Origin of the sequence: Laedolimicola intestinihominis (assembly GCF_040096155.1) — a bacterium.
GTDB lineage: Bacteria > Bacillota > Clostridia > Lachnospirales > Lachnospiraceae > Laedolimicola > Laedolimicola intestinihominis.
Map to the genome: position 1 here is coordinate 1 of NZ_JBBMFE010000017.1, position 23145 is coordinate 23145.

General features: G+C 51.1%; 25 protein-coding genes, 3 tRNA genes and 1 riboswitch. Of the genes, 3 read left to right on the forward strand and 25 right to left on the reverse strand.

From position 1 onward, the window contains the following. On the reverse strand, positions 1 to 253 hold a 253-nt coding region (locus WMO29_RS14440), incomplete at its 3' end, for a DNA polymerase III delta subunit-related protein (RefSeq protein WP_494337553.1). A gap of 22 nt (positions 254 to 275) precedes the next feature. After that, the gene (locus tag WMO29_RS14445; protein WP_349165262.1) at positions 276 to 1349 is read right to left on the reverse strand and encodes a 6-phosphofructokinase; all 1074 of its coding nucleotides are present in this window, start codon (positions 1347 to 1349) and stop codon (positions 276 to 278) included. A 234-nt stretch (positions 1350 to 1583) separates the two neighbouring features. Between WMO29_RS14445 and WMO29_RS14450 the strand changes: the two genes are divergently transcribed. After that, entirely contained in the window at positions 1584 to 2435 is an 852-nt protein-coding gene (locus WMO29_RS14450) for a hypothetical protein (RefSeq protein WP_349165263.1), read from the forward strand. A 148-nt stretch (positions 2436 to 2583) separates the two neighbouring features. Here the strand turns inward: WMO29_RS14450 and WMO29_RS14455 are convergent, their stop codons facing one another. Together WMO29_RS14455 and WMO29_RS14460 are read right to left on the reverse strand one after the other, a co-directional pair. Further along, the gene (locus WMO29_RS14455; protein WP_349165264.1) at positions 2584 to 3738 is read right to left on the reverse strand and encodes a hypothetical protein; all 1155 of its coding nucleotides are present in this window, start codon (positions 3736 to 3738) and stop codon (positions 2584 to 2586) included. Continuing rightward, complete coding sequence (locus WMO29_RS14460) at positions 3728 to 4267, reverse strand: RNA polymerase sigma factor (RefSeq protein ID WP_178040161.1); 540 nt, start codon at positions 4265 to 4267, stop codon at positions 3728 to 3730. The genes WMO29_RS14455 and WMO29_RS14460 overlap by 11 nt, the downstream gene beginning before the upstream one ends. A gap of 205 nt (positions 4268 to 4472) precedes the next feature. Here WMO29_RS14460 and WMO29_RS14465 point away from each other — a divergent pair. Next, positions 4473 to 4561: transfer RNA gene (locus WMO29_RS14465), tRNA-Ser, on the forward strand. A 117-nt stretch (positions 4562 to 4678) separates the two neighbouring features. Here the strand turns inward: WMO29_RS14465 and WMO29_RS14470 are convergent. From WMO29_RS14470 to WMO29_RS14540, 15 genes are all read right to left on the reverse strand, one after another. After that, the gene (locus WMO29_RS14470) at positions 4679 to 6130 is read right to left on the reverse strand and encodes an ATP-binding protein (RefSeq protein WP_349165265.1); all 1452 of its coding nucleotides are present in this window, start codon (positions 6128 to 6130) and stop codon (positions 4679 to 4681) included. A 126-nt stretch (positions 6131 to 6256) separates the two neighbouring features. Then, positions 6257 to 7069, reverse strand: a complete 813-nt coding sequence (folK, locus tag WMO29_RS14475) for a 2-amino-4-hydroxy-6-hydroxymethyldihydropteridine diphosphokinase (RefSeq protein ID WP_349165267.1) — start codon at positions 7067 to 7069, stop codon at positions 6257 to 6259. Continuing rightward, positions 7070 to 7885 (reverse strand): dihydropteroate synthase, encoded by an 816-nt coding sequence (folP, locus tag WMO29_RS14480; RefSeq protein WP_349165268.1) that lies wholly within the window; start codon positions 7883 to 7885, stop codon positions 7070 to 7072. It lies immediately after the preceding gene. Between the two features lie 78 nt (positions 7886 to 7963). Next, entirely contained in the window at positions 7964 to 8449 is a 486-nt protein-coding gene (locus tag WMO29_RS14485; RefSeq protein ID WP_349165269.1) for an HD domain-containing protein, read from the reverse strand. After that, on the reverse strand, positions 8449 to 9006 hold the full coding sequence (gene folE / locus WMO29_RS14490; protein WP_178040147.1) for a GTP cyclohydrolase I FolE: 558 nt from the start codon (positions 9004 to 9006) through the stop codon (positions 8449 to 8451). Before folE ends, WMO29_RS14485 begins: the two co-directional genes overlap by 1 nt. An 87-nt stretch (positions 9007 to 9093) precedes the next feature. Next, positions 9094 to 9190: riboswitch (THF riboswitch) on the reverse strand. A 234-nt stretch (positions 9191 to 9424) separates the two neighbouring features. Further along, a complete protein-coding gene (locus WMO29_RS14495) occupies positions 9425 to 10387 on the reverse strand; it encodes an L-lactate dehydrogenase (RefSeq protein WP_349165270.1) in 963 nt (320 codons plus the stop codon). Between the two features lie 185 nt (positions 10388 to 10572). Then, positions 10573 to 10643, reverse strand: a tRNA-Gly gene (locus WMO29_RS14500). A 120-nt stretch (positions 10644 to 10763) separates the two neighbouring features. Continuing rightward, positions 10764 to 10836 (reverse strand) — tRNA-Phe (locus WMO29_RS14505). A gap of 94 nt (positions 10837 to 10930) precedes the next feature. Further along, positions 10931 to 11794 carry a Cof-type HAD-IIB family hydrolase gene (locus WMO29_RS14510; RefSeq protein WP_349165271.1) on the reverse strand — a complete coding sequence of 288 codons (864 nt, stop codon included), beginning with the start codon at positions 11792 to 11794 and terminating at the stop codon, positions 10931 to 10933. A gap of 3 nt (positions 11795 to 11797) precedes the next feature. Beyond that, the gene (locus WMO29_RS14515) at positions 11798 to 12202 is read right to left on the reverse strand and encodes a PTS sugar transporter subunit IIA (RefSeq protein ID WP_349165272.1); all 405 of its coding nucleotides are present in this window, start codon (positions 12200 to 12202) and stop codon (positions 11798 to 11800) included. A gap of 3 nt (positions 12203 to 12205) precedes the next feature. After that, entirely contained in the window at positions 12206 to 13444 is a 1239-nt protein-coding gene (locus WMO29_RS14520; protein ID WP_349165273.1) for a neutral/alkaline non-lysosomal ceramidase N-terminal domain-containing protein, read from the reverse strand. A 74-nt stretch (positions 13445 to 13518) separates the two neighbouring features. Continuing rightward, a complete protein-coding gene (locus tag WMO29_RS14525) occupies positions 13519 to 14322 on the reverse strand; it encodes a PTS system mannose/fructose/sorbose family transporter subunit IID (protein WP_349165274.1) in 804 nt (267 codons plus the stop codon). Continuing rightward, a complete protein-coding gene (locus tag WMO29_RS14530; RefSeq protein WP_349165275.1) occupies positions 14315 to 15112 on the reverse strand; it encodes a PTS mannose/fructose/sorbose/N-acetylgalactosamine transporter subunit IIC in 798 nt (265 codons plus the stop codon). Before WMO29_RS14530 ends, WMO29_RS14525 begins: the two co-directional genes overlap by 8 nt. Positions 15113 to 15152: 40 nt before the next feature. Beyond that, a complete protein-coding gene (locus WMO29_RS14535) occupies positions 15153 to 15638 on the reverse strand; it encodes a PTS sugar transporter subunit IIB (RefSeq protein ID WP_349165276.1) in 486 nt (161 codons plus the stop codon). 33 nt (positions 15639 to 15671) lie between these two features. Then, positions 15672 to 16487 (reverse strand): MBL fold metallo-hydrolase, encoded by an 816-nt coding sequence (locus WMO29_RS14540; RefSeq protein WP_349165277.1) that lies wholly within the window; start codon positions 16485 to 16487, stop codon positions 15672 to 15674. Between the two features lie 211 nt (positions 16488 to 16698). On the opposite strand from WMO29_RS14540, the gene WMO29_RS14545 reads away from it, so the two are divergent. Beyond that, positions 16699 to 17487, forward strand: a complete 789-nt coding sequence (locus tag WMO29_RS14545) for a MurR/RpiR family transcriptional regulator (RefSeq protein WP_349165278.1) — start codon at positions 16699 to 16701, stop codon at positions 17485 to 17487. A gap of 67 nt (positions 17488 to 17554) precedes the next feature. Here the strand turns inward: WMO29_RS14545 and WMO29_RS14550 are convergent, their stop codons facing one another. From WMO29_RS14550 to WMO29_RS14575, 6 genes are all read right to left on the reverse strand, one after another. Continuing rightward, complete coding sequence (locus tag WMO29_RS14550; protein ID WP_349165279.1) at positions 17555 to 18322, reverse strand: class II glutamine amidotransferase; 768 nt, start codon at positions 18320 to 18322, stop codon at positions 17555 to 17557. A gap of 42 nt (positions 18323 to 18364) precedes the next feature. Beyond that, a complete protein-coding gene (locus tag WMO29_RS14555) occupies positions 18365 to 19129 on the reverse strand; it encodes an amino acid ABC transporter ATP-binding protein (protein WP_349165280.1) in 765 nt (254 codons plus the stop codon). A 3-nt stretch (positions 19130 to 19132) separates the two neighbouring features. Beyond that, positions 19133 to 19966, reverse strand: coding sequence for an amino acid ABC transporter permease (locus WMO29_RS14560; protein WP_349165281.1), 834 nt, complete (start codon positions 19964 to 19966; stop codon positions 19133 to 19135). Next, a complete protein-coding gene (locus tag WMO29_RS14565) occupies positions 19963 to 20622 on the reverse strand; it encodes an amino acid ABC transporter permease (RefSeq protein ID WP_349165283.1) in 660 nt (219 codons plus the stop codon). The genes WMO29_RS14560 and WMO29_RS14565 overlap by 4 nt, the downstream gene beginning before the upstream one ends. Before the next feature lie 79 nt (positions 20623 to 20701). Beyond that, positions 20702 to 21709 (reverse strand): glutamate ABC transporter substrate-binding protein, encoded by a 1008-nt coding sequence (locus WMO29_RS14570; protein ID WP_349165284.1) that lies wholly within the window; start codon positions 21707 to 21709, stop codon positions 20702 to 20704. Positions 21710 to 21862: 153 nt separating this feature from the next. Next, complete coding sequence (locus WMO29_RS14575) at positions 21863 to 23131, reverse strand: cell wall hydrolase (RefSeq protein ID WP_349165285.1); 1269 nt, start codon at positions 23129 to 23131, stop codon at positions 21863 to 21865. Positions 23132 to 23145 lie beyond the last annotated feature (14 nt).

The window sequence follows — 23145 nt, forward strand, 5'->3', positions numbered from 1 at the left end:
CGCGTGCAGCCGGGCGGCGCGCCGCGCACGTTCCGCAGGGATTGCCGTCCACCGGGTGTTCACAGTTCACCGCCCGGGCGAAGATCTTCGCAACCGTTGTTTTTCCGGTACCGCGGGTACCGCAAAACAGGTAGGCATGTCCGATTCTGTCTGCTTTAATCTGATTTTTTAATGTGGTTACAATGTGATCCTGTCCCCGGACGTCACTGAACTCTGTAGGTCGAAACTTCCGGTAGAGGGCCATATACGACATGTATCAATTCCCCTTTGTTGTTTTAATCTCCGAAGCTGATGCCGATCATCTTCGCTTCTGATATAATGGAAGAATTTGGGTCTACAAACTTCAGCTTGCCTGCGGACTCCTCCAGCGGGATCCGCTGGCATTCTCCATTGACAATACCAATCATGCACCCATAAGCGTCGTCTACGATGGCCTGTGCAGCCGCCGCGCCCAGTCTGGTGGACAGGACCCGGTCATAGGGGCAGGGGCTGCCGCCGCGCTGGGTGTGACCCGGAACGGTGACGCGCACCTCGGTGCCTAAGCGCTTGGTCAGCTGATCCGCGATCTCGTAGGACACGGTCGGATACTTGTAGGTCTCCATGAATTTCTTCAAATCCTTCTTGCTCATTTCCGCGCGTTCCTTGGGAATCGCGCCCTCGGCTACAGCCAGGATGGTAAAGCCCTTTTTCTGCTTGTTACGGGCTTCGATGGCCTTGCAGATGCTGTCGATGCTGTAGGGGATCTCCGGAATCAGAATGATATCCGCTCCTCCGGCGATACCTGCGTGCAGGGTCAGCTGTCCTACCTTGTGTCCCATAACCTCCACGATGAATACACGGCCGTGGGAGGCTGCCGTGGTATGGATACAGTCGATGCAATCCGTAGCGATATCCACTGCGCTCTGGAAACCAAAGGTCATATCCGTGCCCCAGATATCGTTATCGATGGTCTTCGGCATATGGATAATATTCAGGCCCTCCTCCCTAAGAAGGTTGGCAGTCTTCTGGGTTCCGTTTCCGCCCAGAATCACCAGGCAGTCCAGGCGCAGCTTGTGGTAGGTGTGCTTCATGGCCTCCACCTTGTCCAGTCCGTTTTCATCCGGCACCCGCATCATTTTGAAGGGCTGGCGGGAGCTTCCCAGGATGGTTCCGCCCTTGGTCAGGATTCCCGAAAAATCTCTCGGGGTCAGCATCCGGTAATTTCCGTAAATCAGGCCCTTATAGCCTTCTTCAAAGCCGTAAAGCTCTACCTCGTCCAGTGCGTTGCATACACCCTTTACGATTCCGCGCATGGTCGCGTTCAGTGCCTGGCAATCTCCGCCGCTGGTCAGCATTCCGATTCTTTTCATATTGCATGCCTCCATATATTTAATTTGCGCGCCATGCATCTGTAGTGTGTGCTCCGATGCTGAGGGTGCATGGCAATACTTATGGTTAGTTTAGCATAGATTGGGGATTCTCACAAGGGGTTGAGACGGATCGCCCGGGCAGATTTTTATGCCAATTTTTAAGAGAAAAATCATATTTTCTTCCTGAAAATGCGTTATAATTAAATTATATTCTTTCGAAAAAGGGTGATAATTATGACTGAACTGACTACCTATTATCAAAATGTGAAACGCGCTGTGCGTCAGAATCTAACTTTGTACTTTGCGGCAATTATCGTGCTGATGATGCTTACGAGTGTGTTGCTGGGACCGCCGTTTTCGCGGACAGTGACGACAGCCGGATTTACTTATCGAGTCGACGGGTGGTTTTGGGAGAAAAACTGGCTGATGTATCTGATTATTCTGGTTTCCGGGCTGCTGGCTGTGATCCGGGGCGGCGCTGCAGGGGTGAAAAATTTTAAGGCACTCCGGAATATTCTGTATATGGGCTGTGACGCCAAGCGCCTCCTTCGTATCGCCGATGAAGGAACGCGATATGTCCCCTACGATATATACAAAAATCAGAAGCAGGCTCGGAATGTAGCCAGACGACAACGGCGCTTCTTTGAGCAGCTTTATGTAGAAGCGCTGCTAGCCTGCGGACAGGTGGATGTGGCGGATCTTTATATGAAAAACGGCTGGAGGTCCAAACGAAATGCCCTGATTTACCGGCAGCTTTCCCTGAATATCCAGGCACATTACGCTTATCAGGATAAGGACGCCGTGCGCTACCGCAGTATCGTGGAACAGGGCGGACGGCTGCTGAAGCGAAGCACGGCGCTCTGGGCCCGTCTGGACTGGCTGGAAGGGCGGCAGGAACAGGCCGTGGAACGGCTCAAGACTACGCAGCCGCGGGTTCCTTATGAACAGGTGATGTTCGCCGGACTGCTCAGTGCTTATCTGCGAGAGATCGGACAGGTCGAAGAGGCACGGGAATATGCGGATTATGTAATCGAGCACGGCGGAACGCTGGCTTTGCGGGAGACTGTTATGGAGGACTGGACTTGAAAATTTATGGGAAATATATCCTAACTTTTGCAGGTAACTAAATACAAAACACCAGTCAAACCCAGCGTTGCCGGCTTGTACCCGTTTTCTTTTTTTACTGTTAGAACTCAGTGTATACGATATGGTTTCTTATGACTTTTAAAGGACGCTATCTGGGAACATATCTCAGACAGGTAATCGTTCCATCCGGATTCAGCGTATAGGTCTCCACCCAGGCATCGTCCATGGCGGCCGTATGTTTTTCCATGATGGCACTCATTCCGGCGCCGTCCGGGAAATATTCCTTCATAATTGCAGCAGCCGTATCCGCGTCAGCCGATGTTTCTCCGGATTCCTCAAAGATAAATTCCTCTGCGGTAACGGTTTTTCTGGAGTCTTCCACCGGTTTGGCTTTTTCATTTATATTTTCCGTCGTAAGGCTGTTGAGCCACCGGTCGCCCTCCGATAATATCCAAAGATATCCTCCGTTCGATTCCGAATCATTGATGTCGGCAATAATTCCGGAAGCTTTTACAGAATCTGCTTTTGCAGTGTTTACCGGCAAGTCAAACAGGGCATTTACCCCTTGATAGGTCTCGCTCCTGAGTATTTCACCGGTATCCGTATCATAGATGTATGCCTGATTATTATACATATCGCCATCGGACACTCCCACATAGATGCCGTAGTCCGCAAAGTATTCCACATTGTCAGTCTCCACCAGCCGGTACTGGATCCCGTCTGAGACAAAGCAGGTAACGCCGCCGCTTAAGGTATAGGCATTATATTTTTCCGGATTGAGGCCATGAATATAGGGGGATACAAAAAATTGTGTGCGCTCGAAGTTGTCGCTCTGCACATCCGGCATGGGCTTTCCGTCTGCGTAGGCGATAGCTACCGCAATATAGGTCTTGTCTCCATCCACCTTGCCCTGATCATCCTTGGATAAATGTTCGGAGATTTCGTTACCGGAGACCACACCCAGAAGTGTGATATCATAATCACTGCAGTGCTGTGTCTCATATTCTGAAAGCCAATTGCTCTGCTCAAAATGCGATGCCAGCTGCTCGTCCGCATTGGCCATTGCCACGTCCCTGGCAGAGAGAGCGCGCCAGGCAGCAAAGACAGTAACAGATGAGGCTATGAGAAGTGCTGCCACAGCCACTGCTGCCGGAAGGTGCCTCCGATTTTTTATCGTTCTTCTTGGAACAGTTTTATGAGTTACAGATGAACTTCTTGTCTTTCTCTTCATTTTCAAATCGTCCTCCTTAATTTCAGGAATAAGGGCCTGCTTTAAAAGCTGCTCCAGTCTCTCATCGTTCATAACCGAGTGCCTCCAATCTGGCTTTTAATAAATTTTTCGCCTTTCTGAGCCTTGTTTTTACCGTCCCCTCCGGAATGTGCAGAATTTCTGCTATTTCAGAGATCCGCATATCGGCAGAATAAAACAGGTAAACGGGCAGCTTATATTTCTCAGGCAAAGCGGCAACAACACCTCGTACCGTCTCCAGTTCATTTTGCTGCAAAAGCTCCTGCTCCGGGGAAATGACACTGGCCTGAGCCGGACACTGCCAGCCGGTATCTTCCAGCGCCTCCACACTTTCCATAGGAAGTATGCGGTTTCTGGCGGCGTATTTTCTTCTGCTGTTTTTCCAGAGAAACAAGGCTGTGGATAAGGCATAACTTTTCGTGTGCGGGCCAAGCAGTAATGTCTGCTTTTTTTCAGTCAGCTTCAGCATGGTATCCTGATACAGATCGTCTCCTGCCTCGCTTCCGCCGGCAGTCATCCGGCAAAAGCGCAGAATATCACAGCCATATGTAAGGATAAACTGCTCGATTTCATGATCATTCATAAATGGTTATCCTTTTACCTTTCTTCTTTAAGTCGACTTATAAGAATTTTATCTTACACTTATAGAATGTAGTGAAGCACCAAAATGGTTTTCTTTTATATAAATCAGCTCCTCTGTACCATAACACAGGCAGGCGATTTTGAAATCCCGCTCTTGAAATGCGCCGGAAAATATATTATACTATTAGTCGCTGGTTCTCAGCAATGGAGGAGTACCCAAGTGGCTGAAGGGTCTGGCTTCGAACACCAGTAGGTCGGTAGCACCGGCGCGAGGGTTCAAATCCCTCCTCCTCCGTTTCTTTATAGCCAAAAGCAAGACAGGACGTATCCTGAATTTCCATGATACAGTCCTGTCTTGCTTTTTATTGTCAGTGCTGAATGTCTTTTTATGATACAGGTGTCAGATACCGGTTTATTTGTAACGGACAATTTGGTCAAGTGTATAGAGCTGTGTTTCATTTTCTGCAGCATGAGCCGCAATTTTAGCGTCAAACCCGTTTTCCGAAAATAGCGCATAGTGAAACCTAGCTTTCTCTTTTTCAGGAGCAAGCTTTGCCAGGGTATTAAGATACTCTGAGTAAGAAAATGGCGCTCCCTTGAATTTACACTCTCCAACAAGATATTCCTTTGCCTCTCTGTCTATACCCAGCAGGTCAATCTCAGTTTCTGCCGTCCGCAGACCACCCTGCGCTTTTTCGTCCCGAACCGTGGTTTTACCAAACCATCGTCCCATTTTGGCATATCGGAAAGGCAGTTCATTTTTCTTCTGCATTTCACGCACAAATTCCCGGCAAACATCCTCAAACGCAAAGGCGGCAAACTCATGGAGTGCAGGTTTCACCACATATTCATACACGCCATCCACATCGCCATCCTCAAGCTGAGAGAAATTCGCAAAACCAAAGGCATACCAAAAGCGGAAGAAGTTATCTGTCAGCCGATAGATTCCACGACCCGAATTTCCATATTCTTTAATTTTTGCGTCCACGGAAAACTCCCGCTCCACAATACCCAGTTCCATCAGATTTTTCAAATACACACTGGTTTTGGACGTGTCCTCCACAAGCGATTTCTGACTGATGTCATTCAGCTTTGTGTTGCCGAGTGCCACTGCCTCGATAATAGAGTTATAGATTGGTGTCTCCCGCAGTTCCTGATGGAGCAGAAATTCCACCTCACTGTACAGAATACAGCCCTTTGTCAGAATGTTTTGCTTTATGTTTTCATCTACGGACCGTTTCGGATTCCACTGACGCAGATAATGCGGAATACCGCCGAGAACGGCATAGGCCAGCACCTTATCCCGATCCGAATAATCAGGAAAAAACTTTGCGGCATCGTAGAAGCCCATTTCTCTCATCCTGTAAATGCCTGTGGCTCTCCCATAAAGAGGATTTTTCTCCGACAGCAATTCCTTCTCCATAAAGCTCATGGCGCTGCCGCAGAGAATTATCATTACATTGCTGCTTCGCAGCTCTGCATCCCATAGATTCTGCAGGATAGAGGGAATACTTTTATTTCCACGGCACATATACGGGAATTCGTCAATCACCAGCAACTTTTTCCGGTCGCCATAGGGCAGATCCTGCACCGCACGAAACGCCTTTTCCCAGTCGGAAAATTCAGAAATGTAGTTCCGTGCCGGAATATTCTCCTTGAGCATCCGGCCCGAAAAGTTACGGAGCTGCACGCGTTCCGTGGTCTGCGTACAGGAAAAGAATACATGCGGCTTATCCTTACAGAATTCACGCAGTGTTTCTGTTTTTCCCACACGCCGTCTGCCATACAGCACAATAAGCTGACCACCGTCCTCCGCGTATTTATCCTGTAAAAATTTCATCTCAGCTTCTCTTCCGACAAACATAGGCGTGCCCTCCCCTCATTATCAAATCGTGATTTGGTAAATCGTGATTTGATAATATTGTACCCATATCCAGATGAAAAATCAAGCGGTTTTCAGGATATCACAAAGAAAGTCTTGCCGCTTTTCTTATTTTAATCTGTCCAGCAGCTCCTGCACCGTCTGGTTGTATACCGGATGCCGCACCCATGGCGCGATCTGTGCCAACGGAATCAGCACGAAATCTCGCTTGTGCATCTCGATATGGGGAATATGAAGCTCCTCGTCATCGAGAATCAGGTCGTCGTACAATAGAATATCCAGATCCAGCGTCCGGGGACCCCAGTGGATCACGCGGACCCGGTTGGCCTCCTGCTCCAGCTCGTGGAGACGATCAAGGAGCTCATGGGGCGGCAGGATAGTCCGGATCTTCATGACGCTGTTCAGGAATTCGTCCTGCTCCGTGTAGCCGTAGGGCTCTGTTGCCAGATAATCGGCCACTGTCTCTACGATACAGCCTTTCGTGAGCTGCAGTCCAAGCACGCTCATGTCCAGATAAGCTTTTTTGTCGCCCATATTGGAACCCATGGCGATGTAGGCGGTATGCCAGCCCCGCTCAATGGAGACAGACACAGTCTCCAGAGGCAGTCCCACCGGAGCCCAGGGCTTTTTAATCTCCAGCTCCACCTTTTCCAGATGGGGAATCTGCAGAAGCATGGCTTCCGCCAGCTGCTCCACCACCGTTTCCAGCAATTTCCAGGTGTGCTCCCGAACAAATTTTGTGATGAACTGGCTGACCTCGCCGTAATGAATGGAGGCAGTTAAATCGTCCGTCTTCCCCGCCTTCCGGGTAGAAGTGTAAAGGGTCGCGGAAATGACAAATTTCTGTCCCAGCTTATTTTCCTCCGGGAATACGCCGTGATTGGCAAATATTTCCAGGTTTTTGATCTGTATTTTATCCATTTAGTTCTCTCCTGCTCTCAGAATCGCCTCGGTCATCTGGATCGTGCGCTGATTTTCTTTGATGTCGTGAACCCGGACAAAGGCATACTTTTTCATCACAGCCATCACAGTAGTCACCAGCGTTCCCTCCACCCGCTGATCTGCCGGAAGATCCAGGGTCAGACCGATCACGGATTTACGGGATGTGCCAAGCAGCATGGGATATCCCAGCTCATGGAACCGCTCCATATGTAAAATGGTCTCCAGATTCTGCTCGTAATTTTTTCCAAAACCTACGCCCGGATCAAGGATAATCTTATCGTCAGCGATACCCGCCTCCTTCGCCAGCTTTACGCACTCTGCGGTTTCCCGCAGCATATCCGGGTAGAAATCCTGGTACTCGGTGTTGTTCTTATTGTGCATCAGACAGCAGGCCACTCCGGTGCGAGCGATGAGTCCGGCCATCTCCGGGTCGTATTTCAGGCCCCAGATATCGTTAACCAGATCGGCGCCTGCCTCGATGGCTGCGGCTGCCACCTTTGCCTTGTAGGTATCGATGGACACAGGGACATCGAAGCGGGCTTTCACTGCTTCGATGACCGGAGCTACCCGCTGGATTTCCTCGTCCTCGGTAATCTGCTGGTGTCCGGGACGGGTGGATTCACCGCCGATATCCAGAATGGCGGTGCCTTCGCGGATCATATCCTCCGCATGGGCCAGCGCTGCGTCCATGTGATTCCATTTGCCGCCGTCGGAAAAGGAATCCGGGGTCACATTCAGGATTCCCATGATATAGGTTTTATTCTTTACGTCGAATTCTTTGGTTCCGATTTTCATACATTTTCACTGTAGCTGTTCTGTGCCCTCGGCGCTCAGCGCTTCCAGTTATCAGGAACAGCCACTCTCCTTTCCGGGTTATAATCGAATCTCCAGGTTCTTTTTTTCCTCCGGCCAGTTGCAGTCCTCCTGGGATGGACACAGAAAACAGCTCCGCGACAGCTTATCCGCCCGGTAGAACAATCCCGGCAGGTCGGCCTTGTCGCTTTTGGTCCGGTGGCTTCCGATGAGCTTCAGCACTTCAGCGCTCTCGCCTTCCGAAAAACCACAGTCCTGCAAAATGGGCCCGGCCAGCCTCACGCCTGCCTCGTCGTGGGGCATCCCATTTTCATATTGAAGGTATCTGCCCATATCGTGCAGAAGTCCGGCCGCATAGATGATTTCCTTATCAGCTTCTACCCCCTGTTCCAAGGCAAGCAGATAAGTCAGGCGGGCCACAGCAAGAAAATGCTCCGGCGTATGGCGGCAGAATTCCCGCTCTGCCTCGTAGGCCGTCAGCTTTCCCAGGGCCTCCTGATAGGCCGGGTGATTCCAGATCCGGTTTACGCGCTCCATGCCGCCCATTACTGACGCACCATGCTCAGAAAACGATTCTGCAGCTCAAAATTGTTCTCAAAGCAGCCGGTGGTCACCATGGTGACGGTCTTGCTGCCGGGCTTTTTGATGCCGCGCATGGTCATACACATGTGCTCAGCCTCCAGCATGACGATAACGCCCTGGGGATCCAGGCTTTCCTCCAGCGCGTCCGCGATCTGGGACGTGAGCTTTTCCTGAATCTGGGGTCTTCTGGCAAATACATCTACGGTACGGGCCAGCTTGCTTAAGCCTACTACCTTACCGTTCGGTATATACCCGATATGTGCTTTTCCGTAAAAGGGGAGTAAATGATGTTCGCACACGGAATAGAAGGTGATATCCTTCTCTACTACGATGTCGTTCCGCTCGACTGTGAATTGTTTTTTCAGATGCACCGACGCATCCTCGTACAGGCCGCCGTAGATCTCAGCGCACATACGCGCAATCCGATCCGGTGTCTCCAATAAACCTTCTCTTGTTACATCCTCGCCGATTCCCTCCAGCATAAGCTGGACTCCGGCCTTGATTTTCTCATAATCCATCATAAAAACAGCACCTCCAGGCTGTGACAGAACATATGACGAAAATATCCCTTCACAATATGAGACGCTGTTCATTTAATCTTATATTGCTGCAACGGGTGCGGTCTCCATACCGTAAGACGAACTTTTCGTTTCGGCGGCAACTCCCCATCCGCTGAACACTTGACGCATGAAAACCTATTTTGCATATTATTCTATTGTTGTAAATTGTTACCAAAGGGCATTATATCATATACCGTCAGGTCTGTATATAGATTTATACATTGTATACAGGAATTTACCAAATTTTTACCCAGATTACCTATTTAAAATATGACTACGTAACTCCTGAGAAATTCTTAGTAATGCATAAATTTATATCCATCAAACTGTTACATAAAATTACCGCCAGTCCTCTTTATGACTGGCGGTACATAATGGCTCATGCTTCTGTATACACGCTCTCGATGGCCGTCCGCAGATGCTCATAGCACTTCTGCAGGTCGCTCTTTCCCTGCTCGTCCAGGGGCAGCTCCAGTACCCGGTCGATGCCGTTCTTGGAAATGACGCAGGGCAGGCTCATGGCTGCTCCGGTGAGGCCGTACTGGCCTGACAGCACCGTGGAGACAGGCACCACGGATTTCTCGTTGCGGACAATGCTGCCGATCAGACGGCAGGCGCTTAAGGCCACGCCGGAGCTGGTGTAGCCCTTCAGCTCTACAATGTCCAGGCCGATGACCTTCGTATCATGGAGCAGCTTTTCTTTGTCGAGTTTTTCCTTTAATTCAAACTGTTTCTCAAATTCCGAAAACGGCACACCCACGATGTTCACAGTATTCCAGGGGATAAAGGAGGTGGAGCCGTGCTCTCCCAGCACGAAGCCTGTCACGTTCTTGGCGTCCACGCCGCAGAGGTCGCCCAGCATCTTATTGAAGCGTGCGGTGTCAAGCAAAGTGCCGGTGCCGAAGATCTTATTGGCCGGGTAGTCGAATTTCTTCTGGGCAATGTAGGTCAGGATGTCCAGCGGATTGGACACCACGATGATGATAGCCTCCCGGGTATAGCGGGTGATCTGCTCCATAATATCGTTCATGACGTTGACATTTTTCTCAAGCAGCACCATACGGTCACGGGAATTACCCGGCTGGATGCTGGGACCTGCAGTCACCACGATGATCTGGGCGTCCGCGCACTCCTCGTAGCCGCCCACATGGATGTTCGCGTTGGCGCTGTAGGCGAACGCCGTGGTATGGCTGGCGTCCAGCACCTCGCCCAGGGCCTTTTTCTGGTTGCGGTTCACCACCACGATCTCATCCAGGATATTCATCCGCAGAACCGAATTCAAAATCGCGCTTCCCACCTTGCCAGCGCCGATGATTACCATTTTTCCATATGAAATTGCCATAGCTGCGTCCTCCTCGTTCTTTCTAATCACGAATAGTTTACTGCAATGTTCTGGCGCCGTCAATCGGGGTTTTAAAACTAAAAAAGAATGTGCCAGCGGCACCTGTTTAACACCGACCGGAGCAGAGAACGAACCGAAGGTTCGATTCCCATCACCTGCTCTACTTAAATTTAGGCATAAAAATAAGCGGGTGATGGGAATCGAACCCACGTATCCAGCTTGGAAGGCTGGTGTTCTACCATTGAACTACACCCGCAGACGCTATGAGAATATTTACATGGAAACACCATGGTCACTTAGCTCGAAAACACTTCGCTAAGTGTCCAGGTGTGTCTTCACACTAAACTCGAAAACACCTCGCTAAGTGCTCAGTACATGCCCAGAACCGGAATCGAACCAGTGACACGAGGATTTTCAGTCCTCTGCTCTACCAACTGAGCTATCTGGGCAAATTGCTTTCACATAACTTTCATGTGTCACAACAGTGATATTGTACCTGATGAAGTTATGTTTGTCAAGCAATTTTTATGGCTTATTTCAGACTTATTTCAGAAAATATGCCTCTATGAATTTCGCCACACTCTCTTCATTATTGGTGCCGATGATGTGGTCTGCGGCTTCCTGCGCGGCCGGGATGGCGTTGCCCATGGCGACACCGAGGCCTGCGTAACGCAGCATCTCCACGTCGTTGCCATTGTCGCCGAAGGCGCAGATTTCCGACGGGTCCAGACCCAGGCGGCCAGCCAGGAAGGCCAGGGCCTTACCCTTGCTGGTCTCGCAGCTTGTGATTTCCAGGCTGTTCCGATCCGCGCGGAAATAGCTGATCTCAGGATATTTTTCCTGCATCAGCCCCTCATAGCGCTCAAAGCTGTAGGCTTCCAGGTCGAAGAACAGACCGATCTTCACCACGTCCTCGTTAAGTTCACGAATGCAGTCGCCGAAATGCTCCGTCACCAGGCCTTTCGGATCCGGGAACCCGGGACGCCAGATATGGTTCTCATACAGTTCCCGATCCGTACACGCCATCACATGGGTGCAGCGCGCGTCATTTCTGTGATAATAGACGCAGTTGCCATCCTCCAGCAGTTCATCCGCCAGGGAAGCCGCTGTCTCACAGGGAATCGTCTTCTCCCAGATCCGCGTCCCAGTCTCATGCTCCGTCACAAAGGCGCCGTCCGCCGTGATCGCGTACTTCACGCCGTCAAGCTTCAGCAGGTTCTCCACCAGACCGTAGTAGGAGCGCCCGGTAGTCGGAACCACCTGGTATCCCCTGTCGATCAGCGCCTGAAGGGTTCTTCTGGTATAGGGTGTAAACTCTTTTTCGTCCGTCAGTCCCGTTCCATCCAGATCCACTGCAACCAGCCGGATCCTCCGGGCCGTCTCCGCAAGCTGTTCCTGTCTCATCATGCCTTACTCGTCATCCTCATCCATCTGGCCCAGAGCCATATCGTTGATAAATGTCATATCTTCCTTTGCAGCCTCCAGCATCTCCCGGATGCCCTCCGCCGTCACCTCCGGCTCCATGCCAAGCTGTAAAAGCAGAGACAGATTCATACCGGAAATCAGGAAGGTGTTCGGTCTCTCCAGCAACGGCAATACCGCCTGGTTCGCGCTTCCGCCCTTTAAGTCAGAGCAGATAACCACCAGCTCATCTCCCCACTGATCCAGATATCCGTGTACCTTGTCCAGCAGATCGCCGGTTCCGCCCTCCTGTGTGACACAGGCGGAATAGACATTTTCGATCTGGAAAAAGGTCTTTAAGGTGCTTGTAATTCCTGCTGCAAAATCTCCATGACTAATGATTAAAAGCTTCATATACTATTTTTCTCCTACTTTCTGAATAAAGGTTTTCAGTTCCTCCACAATCTTCTCGGTCGTTCCAATGGGAATATCGGATGCCGCTGTCTCAAAGGACGCGCCGTAATCCTCCTTATTTCCCAGATAACTCACATTATAATTGCTGTAGCACCAGCAGATGGGGCATACACAGTTCATAGCCTCTTTCAACTGTACGCCGAATCTGGAAAACAGCTCCGCCGGAACAGTCAGAATCTTCAGATCCACCATTTCCAAGTATACACTGTTTAAATCCAGATGGAAAGGCTTGCATTCCAGCCCGTTTTTCGCGATGGCCAATGCGGAGGAATATACTTTCTTCTCGTCAAAGGTCTTCGCCGCCTCGATCTTCTGCGCAATCTCATCATACTGGGCCTGCTTTTTCGCCTTTTCCGGGTAATAGGTTTCCTCAAAATGGAAGGTATGCACCTTCGGCTCCGCGATCTGGAGCTTCGTCTCCGGCGCGGAAATCACCTGGCTCATCATCTCCGAGCCGACCCGGTTCAGCTCCTTAAGGTCATTGCCCTGGCGATAGAGACGGTTGCTCACATCGCCGGCCGCACCGATCATAATCACCGGATAGACGCCCCATTCCTTCTCAAGCGCTCTTGCCACATATCCGGCCAGATCGCTGCTCACCAGCAGATTATCCGGACCAAGTACCGTAGAATGACACGCAAAGCTGCCTACGCCCGCCACGACCTCATCGCCGTCCCGGAAGCTGATACTAGTAAATGCCTTATCGCAGGGCTTATCTTTTCCGTTCCGGTTGCCGTAGCAGCCCTCGATCTGTACAGTTCTGCCGTAAGCCTCTACCTCACGCAGTTTTGCCGCAAAGCAGCCGTCCACGCTCGCCAGAATCTGCTCTGCCACGAAATCCATATACCCCGGCACCGCGCCCGGTCCGCCAAACAAAGCGACCTCCTGATACTCCGGCGCGGAATGGGTATGTACAAAACAGATCACAATATTATCTTTCTGCATTCCATATTTTTCCGCTATGGTTTTCTGTAATTTTTCTGTATAATCCCGATCCAGACCAATCAGCTCCACAGTCACCCAGACAAGCTTCGTCTCTCCGATTTCCAGAAGAATGGATGTGGCCCACAGGGGATCCATGATTCCCACTGCCGCGTCAGTTCGAATCGCATGTCCCATCAGCTGACAGGGAAAGAATTTCCCGGTCGGTGTAATCTCTTTTCGACAGGTTGCTGCTCTCATGAGAATTTCCTCCTTTTTAAAAGGAGCTGTCGCATATCCATGCAGCAGCTTCCCTTCACTTTCCTATGTATCTGTTATGCGCAGATTCCAAGCGCTCCCAGAATAATTGCTACGATAATGACAATCCAGATAAGCTTTCCGGAGGTCATCTTCTTGCGGCCCAGTGCCCAGTACAGAAGTCCTGTTACAACCACATTTCCGAAGCAGGGAATGATGGTATTCAGCAGGTCGCCCAGGTTCTGTGTCAGGTCTCCGACGGTCCAGGAGTAAGCGATGTTGACATTTACAGTAGAAGCAACCATGGCTCCCAGAACGATGATACCCAGGATAGAGCAAGCCTCGGTCAGGTTTCTTAAGGAAGCGCTCTTCTCTGTGATAAAGGTTACACCTGTCTTATATACCGGATAAGCCAGTTTCCAGAATACGAGCCACAGTGCGATGTTGACTGCTACAGCCAGAACAGTACCGAACATGCTGCCGTTCTGTGCCTGATATCCTGCAATCGCGCCCAGTACGGTCGGAAGCAGTACCCATACGATAGCGTCGCCCAGGCCTGCCAGCGGTCCCATCAAGGAAGTACGTACATCCAGCGCGGTCTCTGTGGCATGCTCGTCCTTTGTGGACTCTACAGCCAGGGTAGCCATCATAATCAGCTGGCCAAACCATGGATGGCAGTTGAAGAATTTAAAATAGCTTCTGTACTTTTCAGTCAGAACCTGATCGTCCTGATAAATCTTCTTCATAGCGGGATGCATGGACCATACCCACGGACCGGACTGCATGGTTTCATAGTTAAAGCAGGTCTGACGGGAAAGTACATAACGTCTCAGAACCTGATTTATATCTTTTTTGCTTAAAACGTTATTATTCTCACTCATCTTCGTTATCTCCTCCCTGTACTGTTGCAGTTGCAGTACGCTTGTCATTTTCCTCTTTCATCTGGAAGATAAACATGCAGATTACTACGCCAACCATTGCGATAGCCAGCATGCTCATGCCCAGGTAAGAAGCCATTACGAAACCAGCCAGAAGGAAATATCCGTATTTCTTCAGCGGCATCTGACGAAGCAGAATAGCGAAACCAAGTGCCGGAAGCATTCCGCTGGCTACATTCAGGCCTGCGTTCAGCCATGCCGGGATAGCGTTGATAACCAGCTCTACATAGCTGGAACCTACGGTAGTAAGCAGGATAATCGGAAGTACCCATACGCCGATGAACGGAATCTGGGAAGCCCACATCCAGACGCCCATGCCTTTCCAGTCCTGCTTCTCGGAGCATGCCATCATCTTATGAACGAAGATGGAACCGGAAGTCTTGCCCAGCACGTCCAGCTGAGTACCCAGAGCAGCTACCGGAACACCTACGGTAAGCGCTGTGGTGACAGCGTCCTGGCCGCTCTTACCCATGGCGATTGCAAATGCAGCGCCTGCGATACAGCCTACCTGATACTCCGGAACGCTGGAGCCACCTGCTCCGAACAGTCCCAGACTCATCAGACACATGGAACCTCCGACCAGCATACCTGTGGTCACATCTCCCATGATAAGGCCAGTGAAAAAGCCCAGATAAGCTACTGATGCGTAGTAGAACATCTGCAGATTGTATTTCTGCCATGTCCAGACGCCTACCAGCAGCGCCAATAAAATTACTTGTAGCGGATTAAACATAACTCTCTTTCTCCTTTCGATATATCAAAGTCTTGCGACTTTAATTCAGTTTTCCATTCAGCTCGGTCTCGTTATCAGAGAAACGGAAGCGTGCGGTAATCTTCACGCCTGCGGCTGCCATCTCACGCAGCATCGCCAGTTCCTCATCGGAGACACGGACTGTTTTATCCAGAGTGGTGGTCTCGCCCTTGTTCTGGGTTACATTGCCCAGATTCAGCTGGGGGATTTCCACGCCTGCTTTGAATACTTCATAAGCGGTCTTAATATAACGGAATACTACGAACACTCTCTGTGCGCTGTACTTGCCTGCCTTGATATTCTCGACAGCCTTTTCCGGCGCCAGTACGGACAGGGCCACGCCGGCCGGACAAGCCATCTTCAGTCCAGAGCGGACAATGTCGTTCGTAGAAGCCGGTCCATCGATAACCATCGCACGGGTCGCATTGTAAGCGGGAACCCAATCAGTTGCCACGATTCCGTGAATCATTCGGTCGTCCACACGGAAGTGTAAGATACCATTTGCCATAACATTTTCCTCCAATACTCTCTCTTTTATGTTTTATCGAATCCGTTCCGGATCGTATAAAATATTTCCTTCATGTCCGTCCAGACGCGCTCCGGTCGCCGGATCAAATTTCCGCGCTCTGTAGCAGGCCTTTCCCATGACCTCTGCCGGAACTTTGTCGTCTGTACCGGCCAGAATCAATTCACAGTTTTCAATATTGTCATCCAATACACGCTTGGTGGAACAGTAAGTGCCATGCTGACGAAGTACGGTGTCGTACTTATCCTCGAAGCCCTTCAGCTTCTTCAGGCTCTTCAGATAGCCCTCCACGGTACCGGATTCCGGCAGTGCCAGCAGTACGCCGACTCCGCAGGCGTCTCCGAAGAATACGGTGCGCTCCTCTTCTACCAGCGCCACCATCATGCCCTTTGTATGTCCCGGCACATGAATCCATCGAAGTGTCAGTCCGCCCAGATCAAAGACTTCGCCGTCCTGCAGGTCGGTAAAGCTTTCTGTCCGCTGCGGTACGAAATCCGCATCCTCCACATTCAGCTTCGTGTGGCTCTTCACCATTTCCTTCCGGAACTCTACGGTGCAGTGCTCTTTCTCCACATCCATATCCGCCAGATTCATTCTTACCTCCGGGAACTGGGATGCTCCCGCTGCATGATCCACATGACCATGGGTAATGAATACGTCGTACGGTTTCTCTGTCAATGTCTCTACAAATCCCTTTAAATCTCCGATTCCATATCCGGTGTCAATCAGTGCTGCCCGCTCGCTTCCCTCGATGAGGTACTCGCACACATCGCTTCCGTCCTTGATCCGGGTAATGGCCGGTGAAATCTTTTCGCTTTCAAACTGAACCATTTTGACCCTCCCTTTTTGGTTCTCTCATTCACTAACCAGATTGTAACATGTTTGGATGATTCATTCAACATCTTTTTGACTGGCACATTCAACAAAAATTATTTATCATTTTTATGCATTCCGCTCGGTTGATTCTCATTTACAGCACTTGAATATGTTAAATTTAAATGTTATAATTCTAAAAGAATTTAATTTTATGAGGTAAAATAACGTGAATATATGGGATAAAATTGAGGCTTGCAAAGACACGCTTACGCCAAAAGAACTTGAAATATATGAACTGGTTCAGAAAGATCCTTATTCTTTCAGCACCAACTCTTCTATGGAAATCGCATCCAAATATAAAGTGTCGCAGAGCGCTATCAGCCGTTTCTGCCAGAAAGCCGGATTTTCCGGATTTGCGGATTTTCGTCTGTCTATGACCGGGGGATATATCGCAAATCTTCCTCCCTCGAATAAATCATCCATTCAGCTCCAGGAAGATACGGATGACTGTGCGCATCTTATGTGTGATAATGTAATGCGGACCAGACAGGCGCTTCCGGATGAGTTGCTGGACTCTCTGGTCATGCGGATTCTCAATGCAACCAACATCTACGCTTCCGGCTATGGAAGCAGCATGTGTACCGCCCAGACCTTTTCTTTTTGTCTAACTGTACTTGGTTCCCCCTGCCACATGCTTTTCGCTTCCCAGGAGATGGAGACTCTGCATATTCTGAAAAATACAGACGTAGTTTTCCTTTTTTCTATCGCCAATCCTTCCCATCGGGATTTCCTTTCTCTCGTGACTGATCTGCCACCCGAGAAGCGTCCCTATATTATTTTGGTATCCGGAATTGCCAAGCATCCGCTTCGTCATAAGGTTTCCGAAGTTGTGACGCTCCATATGCCCAGCGCATGGAACCATACCCTTCTGCCCATCACTACGATCCAGTTCACCTTTGCTCAGCTTGTGGCAGATCGTCTGACACAGCTTCGGCAAAATATAAAAGAAAATTAAGAGTACCTAAAAACGGCTGTATTCGCATGACCAAATACGAATACAGCCGTTTTTTATGCTCTGTCTTCTATTTTACATTCTGATACTCGCTGTCCCGCGGTACCTTATCAATAAATTCATAGGGATGCTGCTCTGCCTCGAAGACCAGCCTTCCCTTCCGGTAGGCCAGCGGAGTGCTCATGGGGACTTTTTCCCAGGCCGGGTCGTCGGTCAGGGGCTTGGTGGCTACCACCAGGGTGTCGCCTTTCTGCAGGCGGAACAGGGTCTCATAGAAGTTCGTGTGAGCGTAGAACAAGTCGCCGTCGTAAATCAGCAGGTTGACCTTATTCTCCGGCGTAATATCGCGAATCACTTGATTGACCGTCTCAAAGCGCTCCTTATCCGTCAGCGCCCCGCCCTTTTTCGCGATGGCCGCGTCCACCTGGTCAATCAGGTAGTACAGGATCCGCTCGCTGTCAGTACCGCCGTGCTGCTTCCCGATGTAGGCGTCCACCCGGGCGCTCTCAAAAATGGTGCCGTTGTGAATCAGCGTCCACAGCCGTCCGGAGGCGTCCCGTCTCTTGAAGGGATGGCAGTTCTTATACTCCAGCCCACCCTTGGAGGCCTTGCGGATATGGGCCAGAACCACGTCCTCGACGATCTCATCGCTGAGACGATGCTTCAGATAGACGCTTTCCGCAGAGGAAATGGGTTCCTTCTCGATGGACGCGGAATTGCCGTCAAAAAGAGCCAGTCCCCAGCCGTCCGGATTGGTCTCTCCGTGGCTGAAGAAGGTTCCCAGAAGCTCGTTACAATTTACTTTTTCGGCACTGTTCAGACCAAATAATTCACACATGTGTAGTTCCTCTCTTCCCTTTTTCTGTCCGTAACCGACGCCTTAATGGGCCTTCACTGAATTCAGGAAATCCTGAGCCCGCCTGGTCTGCGGATGCTCGAAGAAGTCCTCCGGTGCGCCCTCCTCGATGATGCTGCCGCCGTCCATGAAGATGACCCGGTCGGCCACCTTTCTCGCGAAATTCATCTCGTGAGTGACGATCACCATGGTCATGCCCTCCTTCGCAAGCTCTGTCATGACGTCCAGTACCTCGCCGATCATCTCCGGATCCAGGGCGCTGGTGGGCTCGTCAAAAAGAATTGCCTTGGGATGCATAGCCAGAGCGCGGGCGATGGCCACACGCTGCTGCTGGCCGCCGGAAAGCTGAGCCGGTACTTTCGCAGCCTGATTGTCTACGCCGACCCGTTTTAGAAGCTCCATGGCTTCCTCCCGGGCCTCTTTCTTCGGCTTATGCAGTACATCCATCGGCGCGATGGTCACATTGTCCAGAATGGTCTTGTGGGCAAACAGGTTGAAGGACTGAAATACCATGCCGATCTGGGAGCGAAGCTCAGCCAGCTTACGTCCTTCCTCCGGAACCTTCGTTCCGTCGATGCGGATTTCTCCGGAGTCAATGGTCTCCAGGCGGTTGATGGTCCGGCACAGGGTCGATTTACCGGAACCGGAGGGGCCGATGACTACGACGACCTCGCCCTTTTTCACGGATAAATTGATATCCTTTAATACGTGCAGCTCTCCGAAATGTTTATCTACATGCCGCAGTTCGATAACCGGCACTTTATTTACTGTAGTTCTGTTCTCTTCCATAACTTATCTGCTCCTCACGGGTTCTGTCTTGTTTCCTCTTCCGGCAATGGCCACAGAAATCTTATTTAATATATAATTGATCAAAATGTAGATAATTGCAACCACCAGATAAACCGAAAGCAGCGCGTCGTAATTGCTGATCAGTACCTTTGCGTTCTGCATCAGGTCCGCGTAGTTTACCACATAAGCGAAGGTGGTATCCTTCAGCACGATGACCACCTCGGAAATCAGGGCCGGAACCACGTAACGCAGGGCCTGGGGAAATACAATCTTGAAGAAGACGCTGTTTTTCCGCATACCCAGAGATACTGCCGCCTCGGTCTGTCCCTTCGGCACCGCGTTGACGCCGGAGCGAAGCACTTCGGCCACCACGCCTGCCGCGGAGATGGCCACCGGCGTGGCAATCTTCCAGAGAGGCGGAAGCTTAATGCCAAGCTGGGGCACCACCAAGAAAAAGAAATAGATAAACAAAAGGGTCGGCACGCCGCGGCTGAACTCGATGAGCGCAGTGCAGAGCCATTCCAGGGGCCTGACGCCGCTGATTCTGCCAAGCATCAGAAGGAGACCTGCGAAAAATGTGATCACGCCTGCCGTCAGCGCAGCTGTCAGAGTACCCGCAAGACCATTTCCAATAAACCGCCAGGTGGTATACCGGGTGAAAAAGGACCAGTACCGGGCATCCAGCTGTCCGTTGATGGCGAACTGACGAATGACGCCGTAGATCAGCGCCGCCAGAAGCAGGAGCACCACCACGGTGCCCACCGCGATTCCTCTGCGTGTCTTCGGGCCCGGCGCTTCATAGAGCGCGTCCCGTATGGATGTCTGTCCGTTGTTCATCGCAAAATCCTCACTTTCCTGTCAATCAGGTTGCCGATCTGTCCGATCACCACGGCCGTCGCGCAGTACAGCACCGCAGAAATCAGGAAAGCCGTCACGCCGCCCACAGCTCTGGTATTGATATGGGACACCAGACCGGTCAGATCCGTGGGGTTCATGGGCACCTGGGAAGCCAGCGCCGTCGTCAGCATGGTCGCCACCAGAAGATTGGTCATGGGAAGCACGCTGGAACGAAGGGCCTGGGGAATGACTACATTTTTCAGAATCTTGCCAAAGGACATACCGAGAGCCCGCGCCGCCTCGATCTGTCCGATACTCACCGTATTCATGCCGGCCATCAGGTACTCGGAGCAAAACGCCGCCGGGAGCAGGGATGTGGCCGTCAACACACAGGTGTAATAAGAAAGCACCATATTCAGATAGGGCAGCGCGTAGACCAGCATAATAAGCAGGGTCGCGCCCGGGATGTTCCGGAAGATCTGCACATAGAAGTCTCCGACCCACCTGAGCGGCTTCACGGGACATACCCGCATGACGGTAATGAGAATGCCTATCAGAAATGCGATCACAAAGGACACTGCCGTCAGCTTCCAGGTGACGAACAGTGCCTGTATATATTTGTCTCCGTATTGGGAAAGAAGTTCCTGAATACCCATATGGATTCCTCCTGCGGAAAAAGACCTTCAGAACTACTGAAGGTCCTTCTCCCTGTCTTTATTTTAGGCTTTGGTTCAATTACTCGATTACCGGGGCCTCCGGTACGGTCTCGATGCCGGTGCGGTCGCCCAGGCTGATCTTCCACAGCTGTGCCCAGGTTCCATTGTCCTCGATCTTCTTCAGGAAGTCGTTGACAAATGCTACGCCGTCGGAATCCAGCGGAAGTCCGATACCGTAGTTGTCCTCCGGTCCGAAGGTGTCGCCTGCGATCTCATAAACACCCGGGTTCTTTACGATGGCGTTCAGAAGCAGTGTGTAGTCAGTTACGTATGCGTCTACACGACCCTGCTCCAGAGCGGTACGCGCTTCCTGGTCGTTGGCAAACTCCTGAACGGTAGCTTCCGGCGCGTACTCAGCCAGGATGTCCGGGCCCGTGGAACCGGACTGTGTCGCTACAATCTTGCCAGCCAGGTCGTCTACGCCAGTGATATCCGTATTGCCTGCCTTTACCAGGACTGCCTGCTTGGATGTGTAGTAAGGTCCGGCGAAAGAAATGACTTCCTTACGTGCGTCTGTGATGGAGTAGGTAGCAAATACAGCGTCTACCTGATCGCTTGTCAGAACGGACTCACGGGTACTGGAATCTACCTGTGTCAGCTCATACTTGCTCTCATCGCCCAGGATGTAGCGTGCAAGCAGCTGATACAGTCCTGCATCAAAGCCGCGGATGCCGTTGTCTGTCTCATCCAGCTGGCTGAACAGGAAAGAGGTTCTGGTTCCGCCTACGCGGAGTACGCCAGCTTCCTTTACCGCGGTAGCCCACTCGCTTGCCGCGATGTCAGCGTCGTCTGCTACGATACCCTCTGCAAGCAGCGCGTCAAATGCGTCCTTGTCGATCTCTGCAGCCACCGGCTCCTCTGCAGCTGCCGCGTCTTCCGTGGTCTCCTCTGCAGCTGCCTCAGTCTCCTGTGTGGTCTCTGCTGCCGGAGCCTCGTCTGCCTTGCTTCCGCATGCTGCCAGACTTCCTGCCAGTGCGATGGTCAGCAGTAATGCGGTTGATTTCTTCAGCCATTTTAAATTTCTCATAATAATCCTCCTTTTTTACTGTTCACGTCGTTTTGATGTTGCAATCATACGCCCTTTAACCTACTTTGTCAATAGGTTATATATGATTATTTTAATTTTTTACAAAAAAAGCCGTTGCACAGGAGATTTTTCTTCTGTGCATCGACCTCATTGTCAGGATGAATAATTCCAGGTATAGGAAAAAATATGCGCGCCAATTACAAGTCCGCTTAAGGACGGATAATTGGCATAAGTCCGGAAAAAGGTCCGGTTACCCACGTTGGACTCGCCCGCGATAGCGCGGCGGGCAGCATTATAGCAGGATTCGGTGACGGAATCCGCGCCGTCGGTCAGCATCAGGTCAAAACGGCCTGAAGTAACGGGAGAGAACTGACCCGAAGCCCGGATCACGCTCATGATATCGCCCTGGCTGAAACGGGGATCCCGGATACGGTTCATAACGACAGCGCCCACAGCCAGCTGGCCTTCCGCCCCCTGGTTACCTGCCTCGCAGTAAATCAGCGTCGCCAACGCCTTTACCTCATCGTCACTTGCGCTGTACGCGCCATACTGGGTATATTCCAAATCCGTGGTCCTTACACCGGTTACATCGCCCAGGGAACCAATGATCTCGGCTGCTTTTGACGCCTCGATCTGAGCCTCGATTTTCTTCTTCTCTGCTATCAGCTGCTTCAGCACTTCCTGCTGGCCTGCCAGCGTATTGCTCTTGCCGTCCAGATCGGCCTGGGCTGCTGCGATATCACTGACATGCTGACTGATTTTACCGGATGTACTGCTGGCCAGGGCGGATACCTCACTCTGCTTCTTCTCTACGGAAGCCTGCATTTCGTCCAGGGCTTCTTTTTCAGCCTCCAGCTTCTCTTCCTGCTCCTGAATCTCGGCCTTGTGGGCCGCGTAAGCCTCCAGCATATCCCGGTCGTAGGCGCTGATCCGCGCCGCGTAATCCGCCCGGTTCAGGGCGCCGGCAAAATCGCCGGACTCCAGCAGAATCTCGATGAAGGAGCTCTGAGGATTCTCATACATGTACTGAATTCGCGCCTTCATGTCCGCATACTGCTTTTCCTCGGTGGCCTTCGCCGCCTCCAGCTCTCCTTTCGCCTGCTCAATCTCCGCTTTTTTGTTTTCGATCTGCTTATTTAACTCGGAAATCTGGCTCTCCAGACTGGAATACTGCTGGTTCAGCTTCTTCAGATAATCCTCCATCTCAGACTTGGCCTGCTGCAGCCGGTCCTTCTTATCCTTCGTAGCATCGATCTCACTCTGGGTCTTGTCAATCTCGTCCTGTGTCTTATCGATCTCGTTCTGGATATCATCCACGTCGCTCTGATCCGGCACTGCATAGGAAGTAAACCCAAGCGAAAGCGCAAGGGCGGCTGCTCCCAACCGATATGCCATTTTCATCCGAAGTGAATGCTTTTTCATTGCCTTTATTCCTT

Coding starts and splice junctions, on each gene's coding strand:
- WMO29_RS14445 (WP_349165262.1), bottom strand. CDS start 1,349: ATGAAAAGAATCGGAATGCTGACCAGCGGCGGAGATTGCCAGGCACTG.
- WMO29_RS14450 (WP_349165263.1), top strand. CDS start 1,584: ATGACTGAACTGACTACCTATTATCAAAATGTGAAACGCGCTGTGCGT.
- WMO29_RS14455 (WP_349165264.1), bottom strand. CDS start 3,738: ATGAACGATGAGAGACTGGAGCAGCTTTTAAAGCAGGCCCTTATTCCT.
- WMO29_RS14460 (WP_178040161.1), bottom strand. CDS start 4,267: ATGAATGATCATGAAATCGAGCAGTTTATCCTTACATATGGCTGTGAT.
- WMO29_RS14470 (WP_349165265.1), bottom strand. CDS start 6,130: ATGTTTGTCGGAAGAGAAGCTGAGATGAAATTTTTACAGGATAAATAC.
- folK (WP_349165267.1), bottom strand. CDS start 7,069: ATGGATAAAATACAGATCAAAAACCTGGAAATATTTGCCAATCACGGC.
- folP (WP_349165268.1), bottom strand. CDS start 7,885: ATGAAAATCGGAACCAAAGAATTCGACGTAAAGAATAAAACCTATATC.
- WMO29_RS14485 (WP_349165269.1), bottom strand. CDS start 8,449: ATGGGCGGCATGGAGCGCGTAAACCGGATCTGGAATCACCCGGCCTAT.
- folE (WP_178040147.1), bottom strand. CDS start 9,006: ATGATGGATTATGAGAAAATCAAGGCCGGAGTCCAGCTTATGCTGGAG.
- WMO29_RS14495 (WP_349165270.1), bottom strand. CDS start 10,387: ATGGCAATTTCATATGGAAAAATGGTAATCATCGGCGCTGGCAAGGTG.
- WMO29_RS14510 (WP_349165271.1), bottom strand. CDS start 11,794: ATGATGAGACAGGAACAGCTTGCGGAGACGGCCCGGAGGATCCGGCTG.
- WMO29_RS14515 (WP_349165272.1), bottom strand. CDS start 12,202: ATGAAGCTTTTAATCATTAGTCATGGAGATTTTGCAGCAGGAATTACA.
- WMO29_RS14520 (WP_349165273.1), bottom strand. CDS start 13,444: ATGAGAGCAGCAACCTGTCGAAAAGAGATTACACCGACCGGGAAATTC.
- WMO29_RS14525 (WP_349165274.1), bottom strand. CDS start 14,322: ATGAGTGAGAATAATAACGTTTTAAGCAAAAAAGATATAAATCAGGTT.
- WMO29_RS14530 (WP_349165275.1), bottom strand. CDS start 15,112: ATGTTTAATCCGCTACAAGTAATTTTATTGGCGCTGCTGGTAGGCGTC.
- WMO29_RS14535 (WP_349165276.1), bottom strand. CDS start 15,638: ATGGCAAATGGTATCTTACACTTCCGTGTGGACGACCGAATGATTCAC.
- WMO29_RS14540 (WP_349165277.1), bottom strand. CDS start 16,487: ATGGTTCAGTTTGAAAGCGAAAAGATTTCACCGGCCATTACCCGGATC.
- WMO29_RS14550 (WP_349165279.1), bottom strand. CDS start 18,322: ATGTGTGAATTATTTGGTCTGAACAGTGCCGAAAAAGTAAATTGTAAC.
- WMO29_RS14555 (WP_349165280.1), bottom strand. CDS start 19,129: ATGGAAGAGAACAGAACTACAGTAAATAAAGTGCCGGTTATCGAACTG.
- WMO29_RS14560 (WP_349165281.1), bottom strand. CDS start 19,966: ATGAACAACGGACAGACATCCATACGGGACGCGCTCTATGAAGCGCCG.
- WMO29_RS14565 (WP_349165283.1), bottom strand. CDS start 20,622: ATGGGTATTCAGGAACTTCTTTCCCAATACGGAGACAAATATATACAG.
- WMO29_RS14570 (WP_349165284.1), bottom strand. CDS start 21,709: ATGAGAAATTTAAAATGGCTGAAGAAATCAACCGCATTACTGCTGACC.
- WMO29_RS14575 (WP_349165285.1), bottom strand. CDS start 23,131: ATGAAAAAGCATTCACTTCGGATGAAAATGGCATATCGGTTGGGAGCA.